Origin of the sequence: Pseudomonas cerasi, from assembly GCF_027983475.1 — a bacterium.
Classification (GTDB): Bacteria; Pseudomonadota; Gammaproteobacteria; order Pseudomonadales; family Pseudomonadaceae; genus Aquipseudomonas; species Aquipseudomonas cerasi.
In genome coordinates, this window is sequence record NZ_JAQJVM010000003.1 from 1,311,475 (window position 1) to 1,329,189 (window position 17,715).

The following is a 17,715-nucleotide window of genomic DNA, read 5'->3' on the forward strand; positions in this document are numbered from 1 at the left end:
GCTTTACTCCCAGTTGCCCAGGTCGGCGCTGTAGCCTTCGCCGCCCGGCTGACCGTCCTGGCCGTAGAAGATCAGGTCGAAGCTGCCGTGCTGGCCCGGGAAGCGGTAGCCGAATGCATGGCCGAACGGGTCCTTGAGGTCCGAAGGCTTGGCATAAGGGCCGTTCCAGTTCGACGCATTGCCCGGTTTCTCAGTCAATTGCTGCAAGGTCTTGGGCGGCGAACCAACGTCCAGCGCGTAGCTTTCGATCTTCATGCCCAGGCTGGCCAACTGAGCCTTGCCTGCGCCGTATTTGCCCTTGTCGACGTTGCCGCCCACCTGACGTACGACGATGGTCGCTACGATGCCCAGCAATACGATAACGGCGAGCATTTCCAGCAACGTGAAACCGCCCTGTCGACGTGCGGGTTTGAAACGTGTACGGCTAAAAGTCATCGGAATGGTTTCCTCTTTCATGAATTCAGATATTGCTGGTCAGACTCATCAGCGGCAGCATGATGGCCAGCATGATCACCGCGACCATGCCCGCCATCACCACCGTCAGCGCCGGTACGAGCGCGGCCAGCATGCGGTCGATACCGCGCTTGGCCTCGACGTCGAACACATCGGCGACCTTCATCAGCATGGTGTCCAGTTCGCCTGCCTGTTCGCCGACCTCGATCATTTGCAGCGCCAGATCCGGCAACAACGGCTGCGCGCCAAACGCGCTGGCCAGCGTGCCGCCACCCTTGACCGATTCGGCCGCCTGCTCGACCTGCGCTTGCAGGGCACGATTGGTGCAGACCTGGCGAGCGATCACCAGCGCCTGCAACAACGCCACGCCATTGGTCAAAAGCGTACCGAGGGTTCGAGTCAGGCGTGCTGCCTCGATGCGTTGCAACAAAGGACCGATCACCCGAATGCCCAGCAATCGGCGGTCACGGCGCTCGCGACGCTGCGGGTCGCGCATGCGAATGGCCATGCCCCAGATCAATGCGATCAGGCCCGCCAGCACAGCCAGCCCGTAGTCGCTCAAAAACTGTCCGAGGTTGAGAATGACCTCGGTGATCAATGGAATCGGCACGCCCAGATCCTTGAAGATCGGTACGAATTGCGGCACGACATAGGCCAGCAACAGGGCCAGAGAACCCAATACGCCTACCACCAGAAAGGCCGGATAGATCAGCGCGTTAATCACTTCGCCACGCAGCAACTGGCTACGCTCCAGGTAATCGCTCAACTGGCGCAGCGTGCTTTCCAGTGCGCCACCGGCTTCACCGGCGCGAACCATGCTTATATAGAGGGGCGAAAACTGGCTACCCTCTTCCTCAAGCGCCACGGACAGCGGCTTGCCAGCCTTGACCTGTTCGCGAATGCGCTCGATCAACGCCTTGGTCTGCGGTTGTCCAGGCTGTTTGAGCAGAATTCCAAGCGATCGTTCCAACGGCTGCCCCGCGCCGAGCAGCGTTGCGAGCTGCTGGGTGAAGCTGACCAGCGCCGCGCCATTGAGCAAGCCGCTGCCCAGCGCACGGCGCAAACCGCCCATACCGGCGGCATCGACCTGCAAGACCATCAGGCCACGCTTCTGCAACGCGGCAATGGCGGCATCCTGATCGCGGGCTTCCAGAGTGCCATTCTGCGGCGCGCCCTGAGCATCCAGCGCTCGGTACTTGAACAGACTCATGTGCCTTCACCACGGGTGACGCGCAGCACTTCTTCCAGCGAAGTTACCCCGGCCACGGCCTGACGCAGACCTTCTTCATGCAATGTGCGCAAGCCGCCACGTCGGGCAGCCTCTTCCAGCGTCGAAGCGTCGGCGTGGCGCATCAGAAGACTGCGCAGTTCTTCGTTCATCACCAGCAGTTCAGTGATTGCACTGCGCCCGCGATAGCCACCGCCGGGCGCATCGGCACGCGGGCGATACAGACGGATGGGACGCTCGTCAGTGAAGCGCTCCAGCCCGTGTTCAGCGATCAACTCCGGTGGCGCATCAAAGGCTTCCCGGGTTGCAGGATCGAGGCGACGGACCAGGCGCTGAGCCAGAATCCCGTTGACCGTGGACGCGATCAGGTAGCTTTCGACGCCCATGTCCAGCAAGCGGGTAATACTCGCCGCCGCGCTGTTGGTGTGCAGGGTCGAGAGCACCAGGTGACCGGTCAATGAGGACTGGATGGCAATACGGCAGGTTTCCAGGTCGCGCATCTCACCGATCATGATGACATCCGGGTCCTGACGCACGATGGAGCGCAGCGCTCCGGCGAAATCCAGCCCGATGGATGGCTTGACCTGAATCTGGTTGATACCTTCGAGCTGATACTCGACCGGATCCTCAACGGTGATGATCTTTCGCTCGGCCGTATTAAGCCGTGACAGCGCGGTGTACAGCGTGGTGGTCTTGCCAGAACCGGTCGGCCCGGTGACCAGCAGAATGCCGTGCGGACGCTCCAGCACGTCGAGAAATTCGTCCAGCCGTTCGCCATCGAAACCCAGGCTCGGGAAATCGAAGTTGATGGTCTGCCGGTCCAGCAGACGCATGACCACCGATTCGCCAAAGCTGGTGGGCACTGTCGATACCCGCAGGTCCAGCTCCTTGCCCTGGATACGCAGCATGATCCGGCCATCCTGCGGCAGACGACGCTCGGCGATGTCCAGCCGCGCCATGATCTTCACCCGGGAAATCACCGCGGCCGAAGAACTGGACGGCGGTGCTTCGGCTTCGTGCAAGACACCGTCGATGCGATAGCGCACCTTCAACTGGCTCTCGAAGGGCTCGATATGGATGTCGGACGCACGCTGTTCGACCGCGCGTTGCAAGATCAGATTGACCAGACGAATGACCGGCGCTTCGGAAGCCAGGTCCTTGAGGTGCTCAATGTCTTCCAGCGAGCCGCCCTCTTCATCCAGGTTTTCGATCAAGGTGCCCATCGCCGAGCGGCCCTGGCCGTAGTAGCGTTCGATAAGGGTCTCGACCTCGTTGCGCGGGCCGATGGAAAGTCGCACGGGCACCTCGCAGGCATAGGCGATGGCCTGAAACGGGTACAGCGTGCCGGGGTTGGCACTGAGCACTTGCAGGCCTTGATCGCTCCAGCCTACTGGCACGACTTGATAGTGGCGCATGAAGCGTTCGGTCAGCGGCGGCAGAGGATCCAACAGTGGCGGCACGGCATCGGCGAGCAACAACGGCGCCTGCAGCAATGCCGCCCATGCGCGGGCCAGTTCGAATTCGGAAACCAGGCCCAGACGCGTCAGCAGCCCGAGCAACTCAGTGCCTTCCGACTCCTGCTGCAAACGTTGCGCGCGCTCCAGATCGGCCGTTTTCAGACCAGCATTTTCTATCAGCCAGGCACAAACCTGCTGGGCATCCGGAATGAGCAGACTGGAAACATCGACGGGAGCTGACGGCATGAATGAGGGCATTTTGCTACTTCGGAGGGACATATTACAGAACTCTCCGACTGGAGAGTGCTGCGCTCAAAGGCTTCAAACGATCAGTTTGACTGCTTTTGAGTGGTTGCGTTCTGCGGGCGACCACCTTTTGTCGTTTCGGTCTTCTGGTTTTGCGCCTTCTGCGCTGCCTTGGCGTCCTGGGTCTGGGTCATCACGGTCTCGTCGCTGGCACCGGAAGTCGCGTCGGCGTCTGTCGCGTCGTCAGCAAAGACCGCACCACTCAGGGCAAGACCCAACACCACACCGGCACTCATCATGGAAAACTTCATCGTATTAACTCCTCGAAAAACAAAAAGAGCCCCGCAAAAAAAGCGGGGCAGTTGTAGAAACCGGGCAAGAACTAGCGCACAGCAAACGTCGCAACTTGCGAGCTGTCTTTCTTCGTCCTGAAAAATCTTAAACCCATCGACCAGTAGGTTTAACAAGAGTTCCTCATTTGTAAAGAAAAAATACGAAATCGAAGAAAAATACGCTTTTATTTGACATTTATGCCTTGTTTTAGACTTAATTGTACAGTTTTGTAGATTCAAAACGCCACTACGTGATGTCACTTTAGTGGCGCACCACAAGTAAAAAAAGAAACGCCAAACAAAACTAATACGGCAACTAAGGAGTCCTAACTCGCGCCCTGACAACAGGGAATAAACGCGACGACGGGAAACTGTTGCCGAAAGAAAAAGTTGGCGGAAAGCGGTAAATAAGAACGCAATGATCCTGCGCACGTGCGCAGGCAGACAGATATTTGAAACGCAGTTGGAGAGCAATATGAACAAGCGAAAGATGATAGGCGCGCACTCGGCGCTGGCCTTGCTGGCATTGGCAGTATCCCAGGTGCACGCCGCTGACCCTACCGTGCAACAAGGGCGTGAAGATCGCGCCGAAAAAGCCGCACAGAAAACCCTGGCCAAAATGACCATGGAAGAAAAGCTGGCCTACATCGGCGGCACCGGCGGCTGGGACGTCAAGCCGCTGACCAACTACGGCATTCCGCAGATCCACGGCGCTGACGGCGGTGTCGGCGTACGCTACACCAGCGAAGGCAACGATCAGGGTGTTGTTTACCCGTCCGGTCCTAACCTGGCCGCCACCTTCAACCCGCGTCGTGCCATCGACCTCGGCCGCGCACTGGGTTATGACACTGCCGTCGGCGGCTACCAGTTCATCACTGGTCCCGGCGTCAATTTGTATCGCATGCCGTACGGCGGCCGTGCGTTCGAATACCTCTCCGGTGAAGACCCGTTCCTCGGCGCCAGCCTGGCACCAGGCGTCATCAACGGTATCCAGTCTCGTGGTGTATGGGCCAACGCCAAGCACTACGCGGCCAACGATCAGGAAAGCAACCGCTTCAATCTGAACCAGACAATGCCAGAGCGCGTTCTGCGCGAAATGTCGCTGCCTGCGTTCGAATCGTCGTCGAAAAACGGCAATGTGGCGATGATGATGTGTGCCTTCCAGAAGGTGAACGGTGATTTCGCCTGCGAAAGCGACCACCTGATCGCCCAGATCCTGAAGAAGGAATGGGGCTTCAAAGGCTTCGTACAGAGCGACTACAACGCTGTCGTTCACGGTTTCAACGCTGCCCGCGCCGGTACCGATCTGGACATGATGGGCTACCAGATGAACAGCTCCGTGCTGAAGCCGCATCTGGACGCCGGCGACCTGAGCGCTGCGACCATCGACGACAAGGTCCGCCGCATCCTCAAGCAGATCTACCTGTACAAGTTCGACAGCAAGACGCCGCTGACCACGCACAACATGAACAGCTCGACCAGCAACAAGGTTGCTCTGAACGCTGCGCGTGAAGGTATCGTCCTGCTGAAAAACCAGGACAATCTGCTGCCGCTGGACAAGCAGAAAGTCAAGAAAATCGCCGTAGTCGGCACCCTGGCCAAGTACTCGCCACCGACCGGTTTCGGCAGCGCCAACGTTATGGCCAGCCATTACGTCAGCGAATTGAGCGGCCTGCAACAAATCGCGCCTAACGCCAAGGTCGACTTCATCGAAGGCTTGTCGCTGGACCCAAGCACCAGTGCCTGGACCACCACCGACGCAACGGGCAATGAAGTTCAGGGCATGAAGGTCGAGTACTTCAGCAACACCAACTGGTCTGGTGATGCAGCGGTCACCCGCACCGAGAAGCATGTTGACCTGGACTGGGCCAACGACAAGAACCTGCCGTTCGAAAGCAACACGTCGACGTCCGATCCGTACACCAGCAAAGGTTCGACCGCTGGCGAACTGAACGGCGATACATCGTCGACGTCGATTCGCTACACCGGCAAGGTCACCCCGACCCAGAGCGGCGAGCAGGTGTTCAAGGTGCGTGCCGACGGCGCCGTGCGTCTGTGGGTCAACGGCAAGAAAATCATCGACAACGGTGACGGCAAGCCGCTTCCGGGCAACAGCATTCCGCCAACCATTCCAGAGTTCGCCAAGATCAATCTGGAAGCAGGCAAGTCTTACGACGTGAAGCTCGAGTACTCGCGTCGTGCCGGCTACCTGTCGACCATGGGCGGCCTGGTAGGTGTGCAGTTGAGCTCCGCTTCGCTGAACGCTCCTCAGGACCTGTCCGGTTATGACGCCGTCGTGGTTGCCGTGGGTAACAGCAACGAATACGAAGGTGAAGGTTTCGACCACAGCTTCGATCTGCCTGAGTTCCAGAACGAGCTGATCCAGAACATCGCCAAGGTCAACCCCAATACCGTGGTGACCATGTATGGCGGTACGGGTCTGAAGATGAGCGACTGGATCGAACAGGTTCCAGCAGCGCTGCACGCTTTCTACCCAGGTCAGAACGGTGGTCAGGCCCTGGCCGAGATCCTGTTCGGCAAGGTCAACCCGTCGGGCAAGCTGCCGATCAGTATCGAACGCAACATCGAAGACAACCCGGCTTACGCTTCCTTCCCGAAATTCGACAATCAGAACACTCTGACCGAAATGGATTACAAGGATGACCTGCTGCTGGGTTATCGCGGATACGAGAAGAAAGGCATCAAGCCGCTCTACCCGTTCGGCTACGGTCTGTCGTACACCACGTTCGGCTACAGCAACATCAAGGTCACGCCAGGTGTCGCGGTCGGCAATACGCCGATCAAGGTGTCCTTCGACCTGAGCAACACCGGCAAGGTCGGTGGTTCGGAAGTCGCTCAGCTGTACGTTGGCCAGCAGAACCCGAAAGTCGAGCGTCCGATCAAGGAACTCAAAGGCTACAAGAAGGTGTTCCTCAAGCCGGGTGAAAGCAAGCGTGTGACCATCGAGTTGAATGACCGCTCGCTGGCCTACTTTGACGAGAAGAGCAAGCAGTGGGTGGTCGATGCCGACACCTTCAACATCTCGCTCGGTTCGTCGTCGCAGGACATCCGCCTGAACGCCAAGCTGGTCAACTCGTTCCGTCAGGAACTGTCGACCACCACCAGCAACCCGCTGCCACGCTCCGCTCTGAACTCGGTTCTGGTCGAGAAACCACCGGTCAAGACCGGCGGTGTATTCAAGCAGACCGTCGAGTAAGCGTTAGCTGACTGAAGGGTAAACGGACAAATAAAGGCTCAGGGACGAGCCCTTACCGCTGCATCGACCTGCGCAATGTAGGTATCGAAACACTCGACCAGGTCCACCTGATCGGGAAAGCGTAACCACTGAATCTGCAAACCATCCATCATCGCCAGAATCTGCCGGATGATCTTGTCCAGATCCACATCCGCACGTACCTCCCCGCGTTCCACCAAGGCCGAAAACTGTCCCAGCAAGTGCGCGTGAATGCGCTTGTAGCGCGTCTGGAACCATTCAAAGGCAGGCTGGTTTTCCAGCAGACTTTCCGCATTGAGGATCGAAAACGCACGTACCACGCCGGGCGCCGTAGCGTTGGAGCGGTTGATCGCGCGCAAGCCGCCGAGCAGACCGGTCAGGGTGTTATCGGTGCGGACTTCAGCAGCAATTCGGCCGTTGACCTCATCGCGTCGCTCCAGCACGCCCATCAGCAGCGAGATCTTGCTCGGAAAATGGTGCAGCAGTCCGGCGACGGAAATACCGACGATGGCTGCCACCTTGGCCACTGAAGCGCCGGTGTAGCCTTCAAGGGAAAACACTTGCAGGGCCGCATCGAGCAGTTCTTCCCGGCGCTTCTCGCCCTTTGGCGCGCGTCGCTGTCGAGTGACTGCCGTGCCCTTTTCCGTGGGGTCATGCCGAGTCATATCAGGCTCCTTCTTGAACAGCCGCGTACCCTAACGATTCAGGCAAGCGCTGGCAACGCTATTGAGCCAGATTGTTCGACAATTTAATTTTGTACAGCAGAGCCATGGCAGGGTCAGGTGCGCTCCACTGGAACACTGGCCCAGCCCTCGCCCAGCATGCGCTGCATCAGTACCGTGTCTACCCAGCGGCCATGCTTGAAACCGACCGATTCGAACACGCCGACCCGGCGAAAGCCAAGACGCTCATGCAGGCGCAACGAAGCGATATTCTGGCTATTGCCGATAACCGCAATCATCTGCCGCCAGCCGCCCGCTTCACAGTGCTGCACCAGGGCGCTCAACAGCGCCTGGCCGATCCCCTGACCGCCGAGTCCGTCGCGCACGTACACCGAATCCTCCACGGTAAAGCGGTAGCCTGGGCGAGGTCGATACGGCGTGACATAGCCATAGCCGACAATTTCTCCGGCGCGCTCGGCGACCAGATACGGCAAGCCTTTGGCGAGGACCATGCGACGACGCTGCAGCAATTCGGCCAGATCGGGCGGCTCCAGCTCGAAGCTGGAAATCCCGTGCAGCACATGGTCAGCGTAAATCGCCTGCACGGCGGGCATGTCATCGTCGCGGGCGTCACGCAGGTCAAGGGTTGAAGTCATGTCCAGGCTCTGTACGAATGTGTGTGAAGGCCGTAATGATGCAGCCCGTCACAGCATTAAAAAAGCTATGATTTGTCATCCACAGTATAAGAAATACTTTGTCATGCGTCGGCTGAACCTCAATCACCTGCACACATTTTCGCTGGTCATCGCCCATGGCAGTTTTTCCGCGGCGGCAGAGCGTTTGCACCTGACCCAGCCAGCGGTCAGCCTGCACGTGCGACAACTGGAAGATCAACTGAAGCTGCAACTGATAGAAAGGGTTGGCAAACGCCTCAAACCCACCTCCGCAGGCAATGTACTGCTGGAGCATATCGCGCGCATCGATGCCGTGGTCGAAGACGCCCTGCAGGCGCTGTCCAGCCATGCCAGCGGCATTGCCGGGAAAGTCGCCATCGGCACCGGCGCAACAGCCTGCATCCATCTGCTGCCGCCCATGTTGCAGGCGCTGCGTCGGCGCTTCCCCGAACTGGATGTGCGCGTCAGCACCGGCAACACCGACGGCATCCTCAAGGCGGTCGAAGAAAACCTTCTGGACCTGGCACTGGTCACCCTGCCCGCCTCCGGCCGCAGCCTGCACATCACACCGCTGCTCGAAGATGAGTTCGTGGCGATTTTCGCCAGCAGCCAGCGACCGATGCCGGCACACATGACCCCGGAGCGCCTCAGCGCACAGCCACTGGTCGTATTCGAAGCAGGCAGCAGCACGCGCCTGCTGATCGATGAATGGTTCCTGCACGCAGGGATTCGGGTAAAACCGGTCATGGAACTGGGCAGCATCGAAGCGATCAAGGAAATGGTCGCTGCAGGCCTGGGCTACAGCATCGTGCCGCGGATGGCCGTTGCTGCGCTGCACCATCGCCGCGGCTTGCAAATGCTGCCCCTGGCCACAGCGCTGAGTCGCACATTGGGAATTGCCTTGCGCCAGGACAAACCGGTCAGCAAGGCCCTGCGTCAGGTGCTGGATGCATTGCAAGACCTTAAAAGGTCATGAACGCGCGCCACGATAGGACCTGACTGCGCTCATGCACTGTAAAAGGTAAAGGCACTCGGCCTGGCAAATAAGGTCGACAGTTGCACAGGCAGCGAATCAGGTTGTACGATGACTGCCCACTGATAACTGAAAAAATGATGGCTGGCCTGCTTTTAGACGCCCCATCACTGACAATCTGTAAAGCAACTCGGCAACCCATAAGGAGCGCCGGTCCGGATACCTTCCCTGCCGACCTCCAACCTCAAAACAACAGGAGATACCGATGCCTAACATTCTCGGCCAGAACTTCATCGCTGGCGGCCGCAGCGCTTTGGGCCAGAGCCTGCAAAAAAGCCTGGATGCCACCACCGGTGAAGAGCTGCCTTACAGCTTTCATCAGGCCACCGACGGCGAAATCGACGCCGCGGCACTGGCTGCCAAGGCTGCATTCCCGGAATATCGTCAACTGAGCCCGGCCCGTCGCGCCGACTTCCTCGACGCCATTGCTGATGAGCTTGACGGCCTGGGCGATGACTTCGTCGCCATCGTCTGCCAGGAAACCGCCCTGCCCCAGGCGCGCATTCAGGGTGAGCGCGGTCGCACCAGTGGCCAGATGCGTCTGTTTTCCAAGGTTCTGCGTCGCGGTGATTTCGTCGGTGCCCGTATCGACCTGGCGCTGCCGGATCGCAAGCCGCTGCCACGCGTCGACCTGCGCCAGTACCGCATCGGCGTGGGCCCGGTTGCCGTGTTCGGGGCGAGCAACTTCCCGCTGGCGTTTTCCACTGCGGGCGGTGATACCGCAGCGGCACTGGCCGCCGGTTGCCCGGTGGTGTTCAAGGCGCACAGCGGTCACATGGCGACTGCCGATCTGGTGGCCAGCGCCATCATTCGCGCTGCCGAGCGTACGCAGATGCCGAAAGGCGTGTTCAACATGATCTTCGGCAACGGCGTCGGCGAAGGTCTGGTCAAGCACCCGGCCATCCAGGCGGTCGGTTTCACCGGCTCGCTGAACGGCGGTAACGCCCTGTGCAAAATGGCCGCCGAGCGTCCACAACCCATTCCGGTGTTTGCCGAAATGTCCAGTATCAACCCGGTCGTGCTGCTGCCAGGCGCCTTGCAGGCACGTGGTGAAACCGTGGCCAAGGAGCTTGCCGGCTCGGTGGTCATGGGTGCCGGCCAGTTCTGCACCAATCCCGGCGTGGTCATCGGCTTGCGTTCTCCGGCGTTCTCGACATTCATCGAGCAACTGACCGAACAGATGGGCAGTCAGGCTCCGCAGACCATGCTCAACGCGGGTGGCCTGCGCAGCTATAGCGAGGGTGTGGAACATCTTCTGGCGCATCCTGGCGTGACACATCTGGCCGGCAAGCCTCAGGAAGGCAAGCAGGCTCAGGCGCAGTTGTTCAAGGCTGACGTCAGCCTGCTGCTGGACGGCGATCAGTTATTGCAAGAGGAAGTCTTCGGCCCGACCACGCTGCTGATCGAAGTCGCTGACGATGCGCAGTTGAAGGACGCGCTGCAAGCCTTGCGTGGTCAGCTGACTGCGACGGTGATCGGCGAGCCTGCGGACTTGAGCCAGTACAGCTGGCTGCAACCGATTCTCGAAGAGAAAGTCGGGCGCATTCTGTTCAACGGCTACCCGACCGGTGTCGAGGTCTGTGAAGCCATGGTTCACGGCGGTCCGTATCCGGCAACTTCGGACGCGCGCGGTACTTCGGTGGGCACCCTCGCCATCGACCGTTTCCTGCGCCCGGTCTGCTATCAGAACCTGGCGGACAGCCAGTTGCCACCCGCGTTGCAGAACGCCAACCCGCTGGGCCTGCGTCGTCTGGTCAATGGCGAATGGAGCGATCAGCCTGTCGCTTGATAGCCGTCGGTTGAACCCGCAGCAAAGCAGCGCGACCTGATCAGGGTCGCGCTTTTTTTTGGAAAATATTTCTTTTTTGTGCCCGAATTCGCTTACAGCGGACCGGTTTTGTACCCGGACGACAGCACCATAGAAGTGCAAAACATGGGCTGTTCATAAAATAACCACACAGCTGTAAGCCACGTGTAACAAGGGTTTCAAAAAGTTACCCACAGACATACCCACGATTTCCGTGGACAACTTTTCATCGATTTCGGACCTTAAAAACCCTGAGCAGTGCAAGCGTAAATTTTTGACGGGTGCCTGCAATCCCGGTGTGATGGCATCTGTAATGGCCCACGAGGTCGCCTGACATAACCTTATGCACGTTTGGCGGTTGATTCGACAGGCTGTCCATAGTGAGATAGACCATTTATCGAGGCTCCCCTATGCAACAGCGTTGTAAAGTGGCCGTACTCGGCCTGGGTGCCATGGGTGCAGCCACTGCCTATCAGCTGGCAAAGGCCGGAGTCGATGTGATTGGCATCGACCGCTACGACCCTCCGCACACACAAGGCTCCAGTCACGGCGATACACGCATCACGCGGCTGTCAGCCGGTGAAGGTCCGCAATACCTGCCCTTGGTACGCAGCTCGCAGCGCATCTGGCGCGAACTTGAAGCATTGAGCGGCGAATCGCTGTTCGAGCAATGCGGTGTGCTGGTGATGACCTCAAGCCCGGCCTACGATCCCGAGGACGTCAACGACTTCACCCATCAGACCATCGCGCTGGCCCGTACTTATGGGGTGAAGCACGAGGTACTGGCGGCCGCAGCGATTCGCGAGCGCTTCCCTCAGTTCGCTCCTGTACTGGACAGCGCTATCGGCTATTTCGAACCCGAAGGCGGATTCGTTCGGCCCGAGCGCTGCATCGCCGTACAGCTCAAGCTGGCAAGGCAACATGGCGCGCGTTTGCTGACCCATGAAACGGTCACGCACTTACAGGCGCATGGCGATCAGGTACGAATCACCACCGACAAGGGCTCGATCATCGCCGACAAGGTCGTGGTCAGCGCGGGCATGTGGTCATCCGGGCTGCTCGGCGCACCGTTCAGCGACCTGCTGCGGGTGTGCCGGCAAAAGCTGTTCTGGTTCGAGTTGCAGCACGAGGCTGCCTTTGCTGCGCGGTCGCCAAGCTTCATCCTGAGTCACGGGCCGGGCGACGCCGATGTCAACTACGGCTTCCCGCCGCTGCCCGGTGAAAACAGCATGAAGGTCGCCACCGAGCAATACAGCGAGACGTCAGCGGCGGACCAGCTGGACCGTACCATCTCCGCGCGGGAAGAACAGGAAATGTTCCGCACCCAGGTGCAGGGCAGGATAGCGGGACTGACGCCAAAGGTGGTCAAGTCTTCGGTGTGCGCTTACACGGTCACGCCGGACTGCCACTTCATCATCGATGAACATCCGCACCTGAAAAATGTGACGGTGGTCTCGGCCTGTTCCGGCCACGGCTTCAAGCATTCGGCCGGGCTCGGACTGGCGCTGGCGCAGCGCTGTATTGATGGCGAGAGCGATATGGATCTCTCGGCCTTTTCATTACAACGCTTCGCCAGGCAGGCTTGATCAGCGCGCCACCACGAACGCCTCGTCGATGCGCGCCAGATCGGTGTCACGCAAGGTGCCCGCGTAGTAATGCAGTTTGATCCAGGCCATCAAATAGTCGTAACGGGCTTTTGCCAGATCGCGACGGGTACTGTAGAGCTGCTGCTCGGCGTTGAGGGCATCCAGGCTGATGCGCTCGCCACCCAGAATGCTCTGGCGGGTCGACTCGACCAGTGCCTGCGCCGAGATCAGCGCCTTCTGGTAGGCGCGCAACTTGCCCACCCCTGACGCACAGGCGTTGAACTGGCGACGCAGCTCGATCAGGGTTTCGCGGGTCTTGCCCTCCAGCTCGTATTCAGCCTGCTCGCGCTTGCTGTTGGCCTGGCGCACCGAGGCACTGGTGCCACCTCCGGCGTACAGCGGAAGACTGAGCTCGATGCCTATCGTGTTGGTGTCGTAACGCTGATTGTAGGTGTTGCCGCTGTCCGATTCATTCTGACGGATACTTGCGTAAGCATTCACCGTCGGCAGATGCCCCGCGCGATTGCGCTCCACCTCGTATCGCGCCACTTCCAGGGACTGACGTTGCGAAGCCAGAATCGGGCTGTTGGCCATCGCCAGCGCATGCCACTCGGTAAAGCTGGACGGCGCCAGGACCAACGCCTGAAAGCTGTCCCTCAACGGGTCCAGTTGCGTAACATCGATACTCGGCTCGCCCAGCAACGCGGCAAGCTCGCGCAAGGCCGCGTCCTGCTCATCGCTGGCTTCGATCTGCTCGGCAATCGCCAGTTCGTTGCGCGATTCGGCTTCGAGAATATCGGTGCGCGTGCCCTCTCCCTGCTCGAACATCTGTCGGTTCTGCGCGAACTGGCGTTCGAACGCCTGCTGCTTGGCACGCGCGATATTGATCTGGTCCTGGGCGAAGAGTGCCTGGGTGTAGAGGGTCAACACCCGCACCAGTAATTCCTGGCTCTTGCTGCGAAAGGTCTCGTCGGCAAACAGCGCCTGGGCCAGCCCCTTGCGGTAATTGGCGTACGCCTCGTAATCGATCAATGGCTGCTGAACCGTCAGGCTCGAACCAAAACTGTTGTAGTGGCGATGGTCAGTGGTGTCTTGAGCGCTGCCTTTGAGGGTCGCCTTGGAATCGTTGCGACCCTTGTTGTAGCTGTATGAAACGCGAGGTAACAAGCCGGCACGACCGATCACCCGGTTTTCCAGGCCTGCGTCGCGCTCCTTGAGTGCGCCCAGATAAACCGGGTCATTGCGAAGCGCCAGTTCATAGACCTGAAACGGGCCCATGGCCTGGCTCAAAGGTGCAATGCCCAGCAGGATGGCCGTCAGCAAAGCGGCTTTAAGGGGATGGCGAAACATCCTATTCCTCCGTCAACGCGGAGCCGGCACGGTCCAGCAAAGGTTTGAACAGATAATTGAGCAGCGAGCGTTCACCCGTGCGCACGAACATTTCAGCGGGCATACCGGGTTTGATCACCAGCCCGTTGAGTTTTTCCAGCGCCGCGTCGCCCACCGAGGTGCGCAGCACGTAATACGGCTGGCCGGTTTTTTCATCCTGCATCTGGTCGGCGGAAATCAGGCTCACTTCGCCGGAAACCCGTGGAGTGCGGCTTTGATTGAATGCAGTAAAGAGGATGTCGACCGGCAGATGGCTGGCGACCTTGTCGATCAGTTGCACCGGCAGCCGCCCTTCGACTTCCAGACGTGTACCCTGCGGGACGATTTCCAGCAGGGTTTCACCGGCACGCACCACAGCACCTTCGGTGTGCACGCCCAGATTGACGGCGATGCCATCAGCCGGCGCAAGGATTGCGCTGTGTTGCAGACTGAAACCGGCCGAGGCCAGTTGCTGCTCAAGGGTAAGCGCCTTGACCTGGGCATCGGCCCATTGGCTGCGCACCTCTTTCTGGTACTCCTCGCGCTGCTGCTGAAGGCGCAGGCGCGACTCGACGATACCTTGCTCTATACGTCCGGTTTCGCCTGCGTTTTGCGCCAGGCTCTGTTGCACCTGAGAAAGCTGACGCTGGAACTCCAGCAAGCGATTGCCGGGAATGAACCCGTTCTGCGCCAGCGGCTCCAGGTTACTCAGTTGCTTGCGTAGCGAATCAGCCTGAGCCAGCAAGTCCGAGCGGGCACGGCGCATGCCGGCGAGCTGCAGTCCGGCACCCTCGATACTCGCCTGCAAGCCGGATTGCTCGCGCGCCAGGGCCTGGCGTCGGCTGCTGAACAACTGCCGCTGCCCTTCAAGCACCAGCGCCAGCCGTGGGTCGGGATCTTGCCCCTGCCCGGCGGCAATCAGTTCTGCAGGAAAGCGCACCTCGTCAAGGTTGTCGCGCTCGCTTTGCCAGCGCGCCAGGCTGGCCCAGGCCATTCGATACTGGGCTCGCAGCGATTGCACGTCGGCTTCGACCTGAGTCTGATCAAGGCGAAACAGCGGCTCGCCCTCTTTCACCAATTGGCCTTCACTGACCAGAATTTTGCTGACCACACCGCCATCCAGCGACTGCACGGCCTTGCGCTTGCCAGAAACAACTACCGTCCCCTGCACGGCAATACCCTGATCCAGAGGAGCGAGACTGGCCCACAAAAAGAAGCTGCCCGCCCCTGCCAGCATGAGAATCCAGCCCGCGCGAACGAAGAACTGCACGCCGCGCTCCTTGCCCGGCACGGCGTAATGAGTGTCGATAGGGCTGTTCATACGTCGGACTGCCTGTTCTGCGTGCCGTACTGACGGCTCATGGAAAGCCCGGCAGGTGCCGGGCGAGATTGCGATTGGGGGTGTGCTTGCGGTGCTTGCGCGGGTGAGGTCTGCCCGGACAAGGCCTGCAACACCTGAGCCGTGGCGCCGAATGCCTGCATGCGACCTTCGCTCAGCACCAGCAGACGATCGGTCTGGTTCAGAGACTGTGTGCGGTGGGTGACGAGCACAACGGTGCAGCCGCGGGTCTTGAGTTCAGCAATCGCCTGGGTCAGCGCCGCTTCACCCGCGGCATCCAGATTGGAATTGGGCTCATCGAGCACCACCAGTCGTGGATCGCCATACAACGCGCGGGCCAGCGCGACGCGCTGTTTCTGACCTCCGGACAAGCCAGCGCCATCATCGCCCAGCCGCGTGTCATAGCCCTGCGGCAGGCGCAGAATCAATTCGTGTACGCCCGCCAGTTGCGCGGCAGCAACCACAGCGCTCGCATCACCCTCGCGAAAACGCGCGATGTTTTCTGCCACGCTGCCGCCGAACAGCTCGATGTCCTGCGGCAGATAACCGATATAGGGGCCCAGCGCCTCTCGGTCCCAGCGATGCATGTCAGCACCATCAAGACGTACCGTTCCGCCCAGCACTGGCCAGACACCGACCAACACGCGTGCCAGGGTCGATTTGCCGGAGCCGGATGCGCCCAGCACGCCGAGCACTTCACCGGCCTGCAACTGGAAGCTCACTTGCTGAATGGTCGGCGACGTTTTGCCGGGAGGCGCAGCACTGACCTGTTCCGCGCTGATCTGACCGCGCGGTGCCGGCAGTGGCATGCGCGGCGCGGGCTCGGCGTAGGTCTTGAGCAACTGGTCGAGGCGCCCGTAAGCCAGGCGTGCAGAACTCCATTGTTTCCAGACGGCGATCAATTGATCGATGGGGCTGAGGACCCGCCCCATGAGGATCGAACCGGCGATCATCATGCCGGCGGTCATGTCTCCGTTTATCACCAGCAATGCGCCCAAGCCCAGCACCAGCGACTGCAGACACAGACGCAGGGCCTTGCTGATCGAACTGATCACCGCGCCAGTGTCACTGGCCCGGTTTTGCAGGGCCAGAAAGCGCCCATGCACATGGAACCAACGGCGCCGCAACACTTCGAGCATGCCCATCGCCTGGATCGCCTCGGCCTGTTGCAGGTGTCGGGTCGCCAATTGTGCGGACTGCTGCGAGTAACCGCTGGCTTCGGCCAGCGGTTTGCGGGTCAGCCATTCGTTGAGGCAGGCCAGTCCGACCAGCAACACCGTGCCCACGCTGGCGAGCACGCCAAGCCAGGGGTCGAAAAGGAAGATCACCGCCAGGTAGATGGGGAACCACGGGGCGTCGAAAAACGCGAACAACGCCGGCCCGGTGAGAAACTGGCGGATGAAGGTCAGGTCACCCAGCGCCTGTCCGGCCTGACGCTGCCCGGCGTGCAGATTGCTCTCGAACGCGGCCTGATAGACGCGCAGATTGAAACGCTTTTCCAGCTCGCTGCCGATGCGGATCACCACAAAGCTGCGGATCATCTCCAGCAAGCCGATAAACGCAAAGAACCCGACTACCATCAGCGTCAGCATGGCCAGGGTGGTCTGGTTCTGCGACGTCAGTACGCGGTCATAGACTTGCAGCATGTAAATCGATGGGGCGAGCATCAGCACGTTGATCAGGGCGGTAAAGCAACCGACACCAATCAACGCGCTCTTGTAATCAGCCAGCGCTTTATAAAGCGGCGGCCGGGCGCTTTGGGGCAACGCACTCATGGTTGTTCCTTGATGGTCTTGCCTGTGACGGAGTGACATCCCTGGGTTTTGACAAACAACTCGCGCATATCCATGAAACGCTTAATCGGCGAGCCGTCCAAGGACCAGCACCTCACCGTCGGGCAGACTCGCCTGATAGATCTGCTCCCCCATGTTATTGAGGTGAATCAGGCGATTGCCTTCCTTGTCGGTGAACGCCAGGCCATCCGGAGTCGGGAACCAGCCAGTGGGTGCTTCGTGCAACCACTTCACTGCGCAGGCGAGATCGCCCGTCAGTTTTGGTACATCGATATTGAGGTGCAATTCACAGACTTCGTTCGTCTTTCCCTGAAGAGAAAGTCGCCATTTGCCGCTGAGTTCAGCAGGATCGGGCAGTTTCAAACTCATGGCCATGCTTGCTCCAGAAATACCCGCCAGCAACGCAAAGGCGGCCGGCACGATTCGAAAAACGTGTTTGATCTTCATGACGGGGTACTTTCCAGATCATGGACGACCGCAGGGTCGTCCATGATTGTTACAG

14 protein-coding genes are annotated in these 17,715 nt (G+C 59.8%); 4 read left to right on the top strand and 10 right to left on the bottom strand.

What is annotated here, in order from left to right; genetic code table 11:
- Positions 1–3: 3 nt before the first annotated feature.
- The 4 genes from gspG to PI739_RS21335 all read right to left on the bottom strand — a co-directional run bounded on the left by gspG (position 4) and on the right by PI739_RS21335 (position 3,695).
- A complete protein-coding gene (gene gspG, locus PI739_RS21320) occupies positions 4–435 on the bottom strand; it encodes a type II secretion system major pseudopilin GspG (RefSeq protein ID WP_003317918.1) in 432 nt (143 codons plus the stop codon).
- Positions 436–460: 25 nt separating this feature from the next.
- The gene (gene gspF, locus PI739_RS21325) at positions 461–1,663 is read right to left on the bottom strand and encodes a type II secretion system inner membrane protein GspF (RefSeq protein WP_003371834.1); all 1,203 of its coding nucleotides are present in this window, start codon (positions 1,661–1,663) and stop codon (positions 461–463) included.
- On the bottom strand, positions 1,660–3,384 hold the full coding sequence (gene gspE, locus PI739_RS21330) for a type II secretion system ATPase GspE (RefSeq protein WP_046719248.1): 1,725 nt from the start codon (positions 3,382–3,384) through the stop codon (positions 1,660–1,662). The genes gspF and gspE overlap by 4 nt, the downstream gene beginning before the upstream one ends.
- Positions 3,385–3,467: 83 nt before the next feature.
- Positions 3,468–3,695, bottom strand: a complete 228-nt coding sequence (locus PI739_RS21335; RefSeq protein ID WP_003435985.1) for a hypothetical protein — start codon at positions 3,693–3,695, stop codon at positions 3,468–3,470.
- 496 nt (positions 3,696–4,191) lie between these two features.
- Here PI739_RS21335 and PI739_RS21340 point away from each other — a divergent pair, with 496 nt between their 5' ends.
- Entirely contained in the window at positions 4,192–6,933 is a 2,742-nt protein-coding gene (locus tag PI739_RS21340) for a beta-glucosidase (RefSeq protein ID WP_042931063.1), read from the top strand.
- Positions 6,934–6,971: 38 nt separating this feature from the next.
- Here the strand turns inward: PI739_RS21340 and PI739_RS21345 are convergent, their stop codons facing one another.
- Positions 6,972–7,616 (bottom strand): TetR/AcrR family transcriptional regulator, encoded by a 645-nt coding sequence (locus tag PI739_RS21345; protein ID WP_046719247.1) that lies wholly within the window; start codon positions 7,614–7,616, stop codon positions 6,972–6,974.
- Between the two features lie 113 nt (positions 7,617–7,729).
- The gene (locus PI739_RS21350) at positions 7,730–8,269 is read right to left on the bottom strand and encodes a GNAT family N-acetyltransferase (RefSeq protein WP_003371825.1); all 540 of its coding nucleotides are present in this window, start codon (positions 8,267–8,269) and stop codon (positions 7,730–7,732) included.
- Positions 8,270–8,372: 103 nt separating this feature from the next.
- On the opposite strand from PI739_RS21350, the gene PI739_RS21355 reads away from it, so the two are divergent.
- From PI739_RS21355 to solA, 3 genes are all read left to right on the top strand, one after another.
- Positions 8,373–9,263, top strand: a complete 891-nt coding sequence (locus PI739_RS21355; RefSeq protein WP_046719246.1) for a LysR family transcriptional regulator — start codon at positions 8,373–8,375, stop codon at positions 9,261–9,263.
- A 262-nt stretch (positions 9,264–9,525) separates the two neighbouring features.
- A complete protein-coding gene (locus PI739_RS21360; protein WP_054081079.1) occupies positions 9,526–11,109 on the top strand; it encodes an aldehyde dehydrogenase (NADP(+)) in 1,584 nt (527 codons plus the stop codon).
- A 428-nt stretch (positions 11,110–11,537) separates the two neighbouring features.
- Complete coding sequence (solA, locus tag PI739_RS21365) at positions 11,538–12,713, top strand: N-methyl-L-tryptophan oxidase (protein ID WP_003435989.1); 1,176 nt, start codon at positions 11,538–11,540, stop codon at positions 12,711–12,713.
- On the opposite strand, the gene PI739_RS21370 is transcribed toward solA, so the two are convergent.
- The 4 genes from PI739_RS21370 to PI739_RS21385 form a co-directional block, all read right to left on the bottom strand.
- The gene (locus tag PI739_RS21370; RefSeq protein ID WP_054081080.1) at positions 12,714–14,063 is read right to left on the bottom strand and encodes a TolC family outer membrane protein; all 1,350 of its coding nucleotides are present in this window, start codon (positions 14,061–14,063) and stop codon (positions 12,714–12,716) included. It abuts the gene before it with no gap.
- Position 14,064: 1 nt separating this feature from the next.
- Positions 14,065–15,402, bottom strand: a complete 1,338-nt coding sequence (locus tag PI739_RS21375; RefSeq protein WP_003371807.1) for an HlyD family type I secretion periplasmic adaptor subunit — start codon at positions 15,400–15,402, stop codon at positions 14,065–14,067.
- On the bottom strand, positions 15,399–17,195 hold the full coding sequence (locus PI739_RS21380; RefSeq protein WP_054081081.1) for a type I secretion system permease/ATPase: 1,797 nt from the start codon (positions 17,193–17,195) through the stop codon (positions 15,399–15,401). Before PI739_RS21380 ends, PI739_RS21375 begins: the two co-directional genes overlap by 4 nt.
- 81 nt (positions 17,196–17,276) lie before the next feature.
- Complete coding sequence (locus tag PI739_RS21385; protein ID WP_003435993.1) at positions 17,277–17,660, bottom strand: protease inhibitor Inh/omp19 family protein; 384 nt, start codon at positions 17,658–17,660, stop codon at positions 17,277–17,279.
- Between the last annotated feature and the right edge of the window lie 55 nt (positions 17,661–17,715).

What these genes read in the sequence shown, in the direction of transcription:
- gspG (WP_003317918.1), bottom strand. Translation starts at nt 435, where the DNA reads ATGACTTTTAGCCGTACACGTTTCAAACCCGCACGTCGACAGGGCGGT.
- gspF (WP_003371834.1), bottom strand. Translation starts at nt 1,663, where the DNA reads ATGAGTCTGTTCAAGTACCGAGCGCTGGATGCTCAGGGCGCGCCGCAG.
- gspE (WP_046719248.1), bottom strand. Translation starts at nt 3,384, where the DNA reads ATGCCGTCAGCTCCCGTCGATGTTTCCAGTCTGCTCATTCCGGATGCC.
- PI739_RS21335 (WP_003435985.1), bottom strand. Translation starts at nt 3,695, where the DNA reads ATGAAGTTTTCCATGATGAGTGCCGGTGTGGTGTTGGGTCTTGCCCTG.
- PI739_RS21340 (WP_042931063.1), top strand. Translation starts at nt 4,192, where the DNA reads ATGAACAAGCGAAAGATGATAGGCGCGCACTCGGCGCTGGCCTTGCTG.
- PI739_RS21345 (WP_046719247.1), bottom strand. Translation starts at nt 7,616, where the DNA reads ATGACTCGGCATGACCCCACGGAAAAGGGCACGGCAGTCACTCGACAG.
- PI739_RS21350 (WP_003371825.1), bottom strand. Translation starts at nt 8,269, where the DNA reads ATGACTTCAACCCTTGACCTGCGTGACGCCCGCGACGATGACATGCCC.
- PI739_RS21355 (WP_046719246.1), top strand. Translation starts at nt 8,373, where the DNA reads ATGCGTCGGCTGAACCTCAATCACCTGCACACATTTTCGCTGGTCATC.
- PI739_RS21360 (WP_054081079.1), top strand. Translation starts at nt 9,526, where the DNA reads ATGCCTAACATTCTCGGCCAGAACTTCATCGCTGGCGGCCGCAGCGCT.
- solA (WP_003435989.1), top strand. Translation starts at nt 11,538, where the DNA reads ATGCAACAGCGTTGTAAAGTGGCCGTACTCGGCCTGGGTGCCATGGGT.
- PI739_RS21370 (WP_054081080.1), bottom strand. Translation starts at nt 14,063, where the DNA reads ATGTTTCGCCATCCCCTTAAAGCCGCTTTGCTGACGGCCATCCTGCTG.
- PI739_RS21375 (WP_003371807.1), bottom strand. Translation starts at nt 15,402, where the DNA reads ATGAACAGCCCTATCGACACTCATTACGCCGTGCCGGGCAAGGAGCGC.
- PI739_RS21380 (WP_054081081.1), bottom strand. Translation starts at nt 17,195, where the DNA reads ATGAGTGCGTTGCCCCAAAGCGCCCGGCCGCCGCTTTATAAAGCGCTG.
- PI739_RS21385 (WP_003435993.1), bottom strand. Translation starts at nt 17,660, where the DNA reads ATGAAGATCAAACACGTTTTTCGAATCGTGCCGGCCGCCTTTGCGTTG.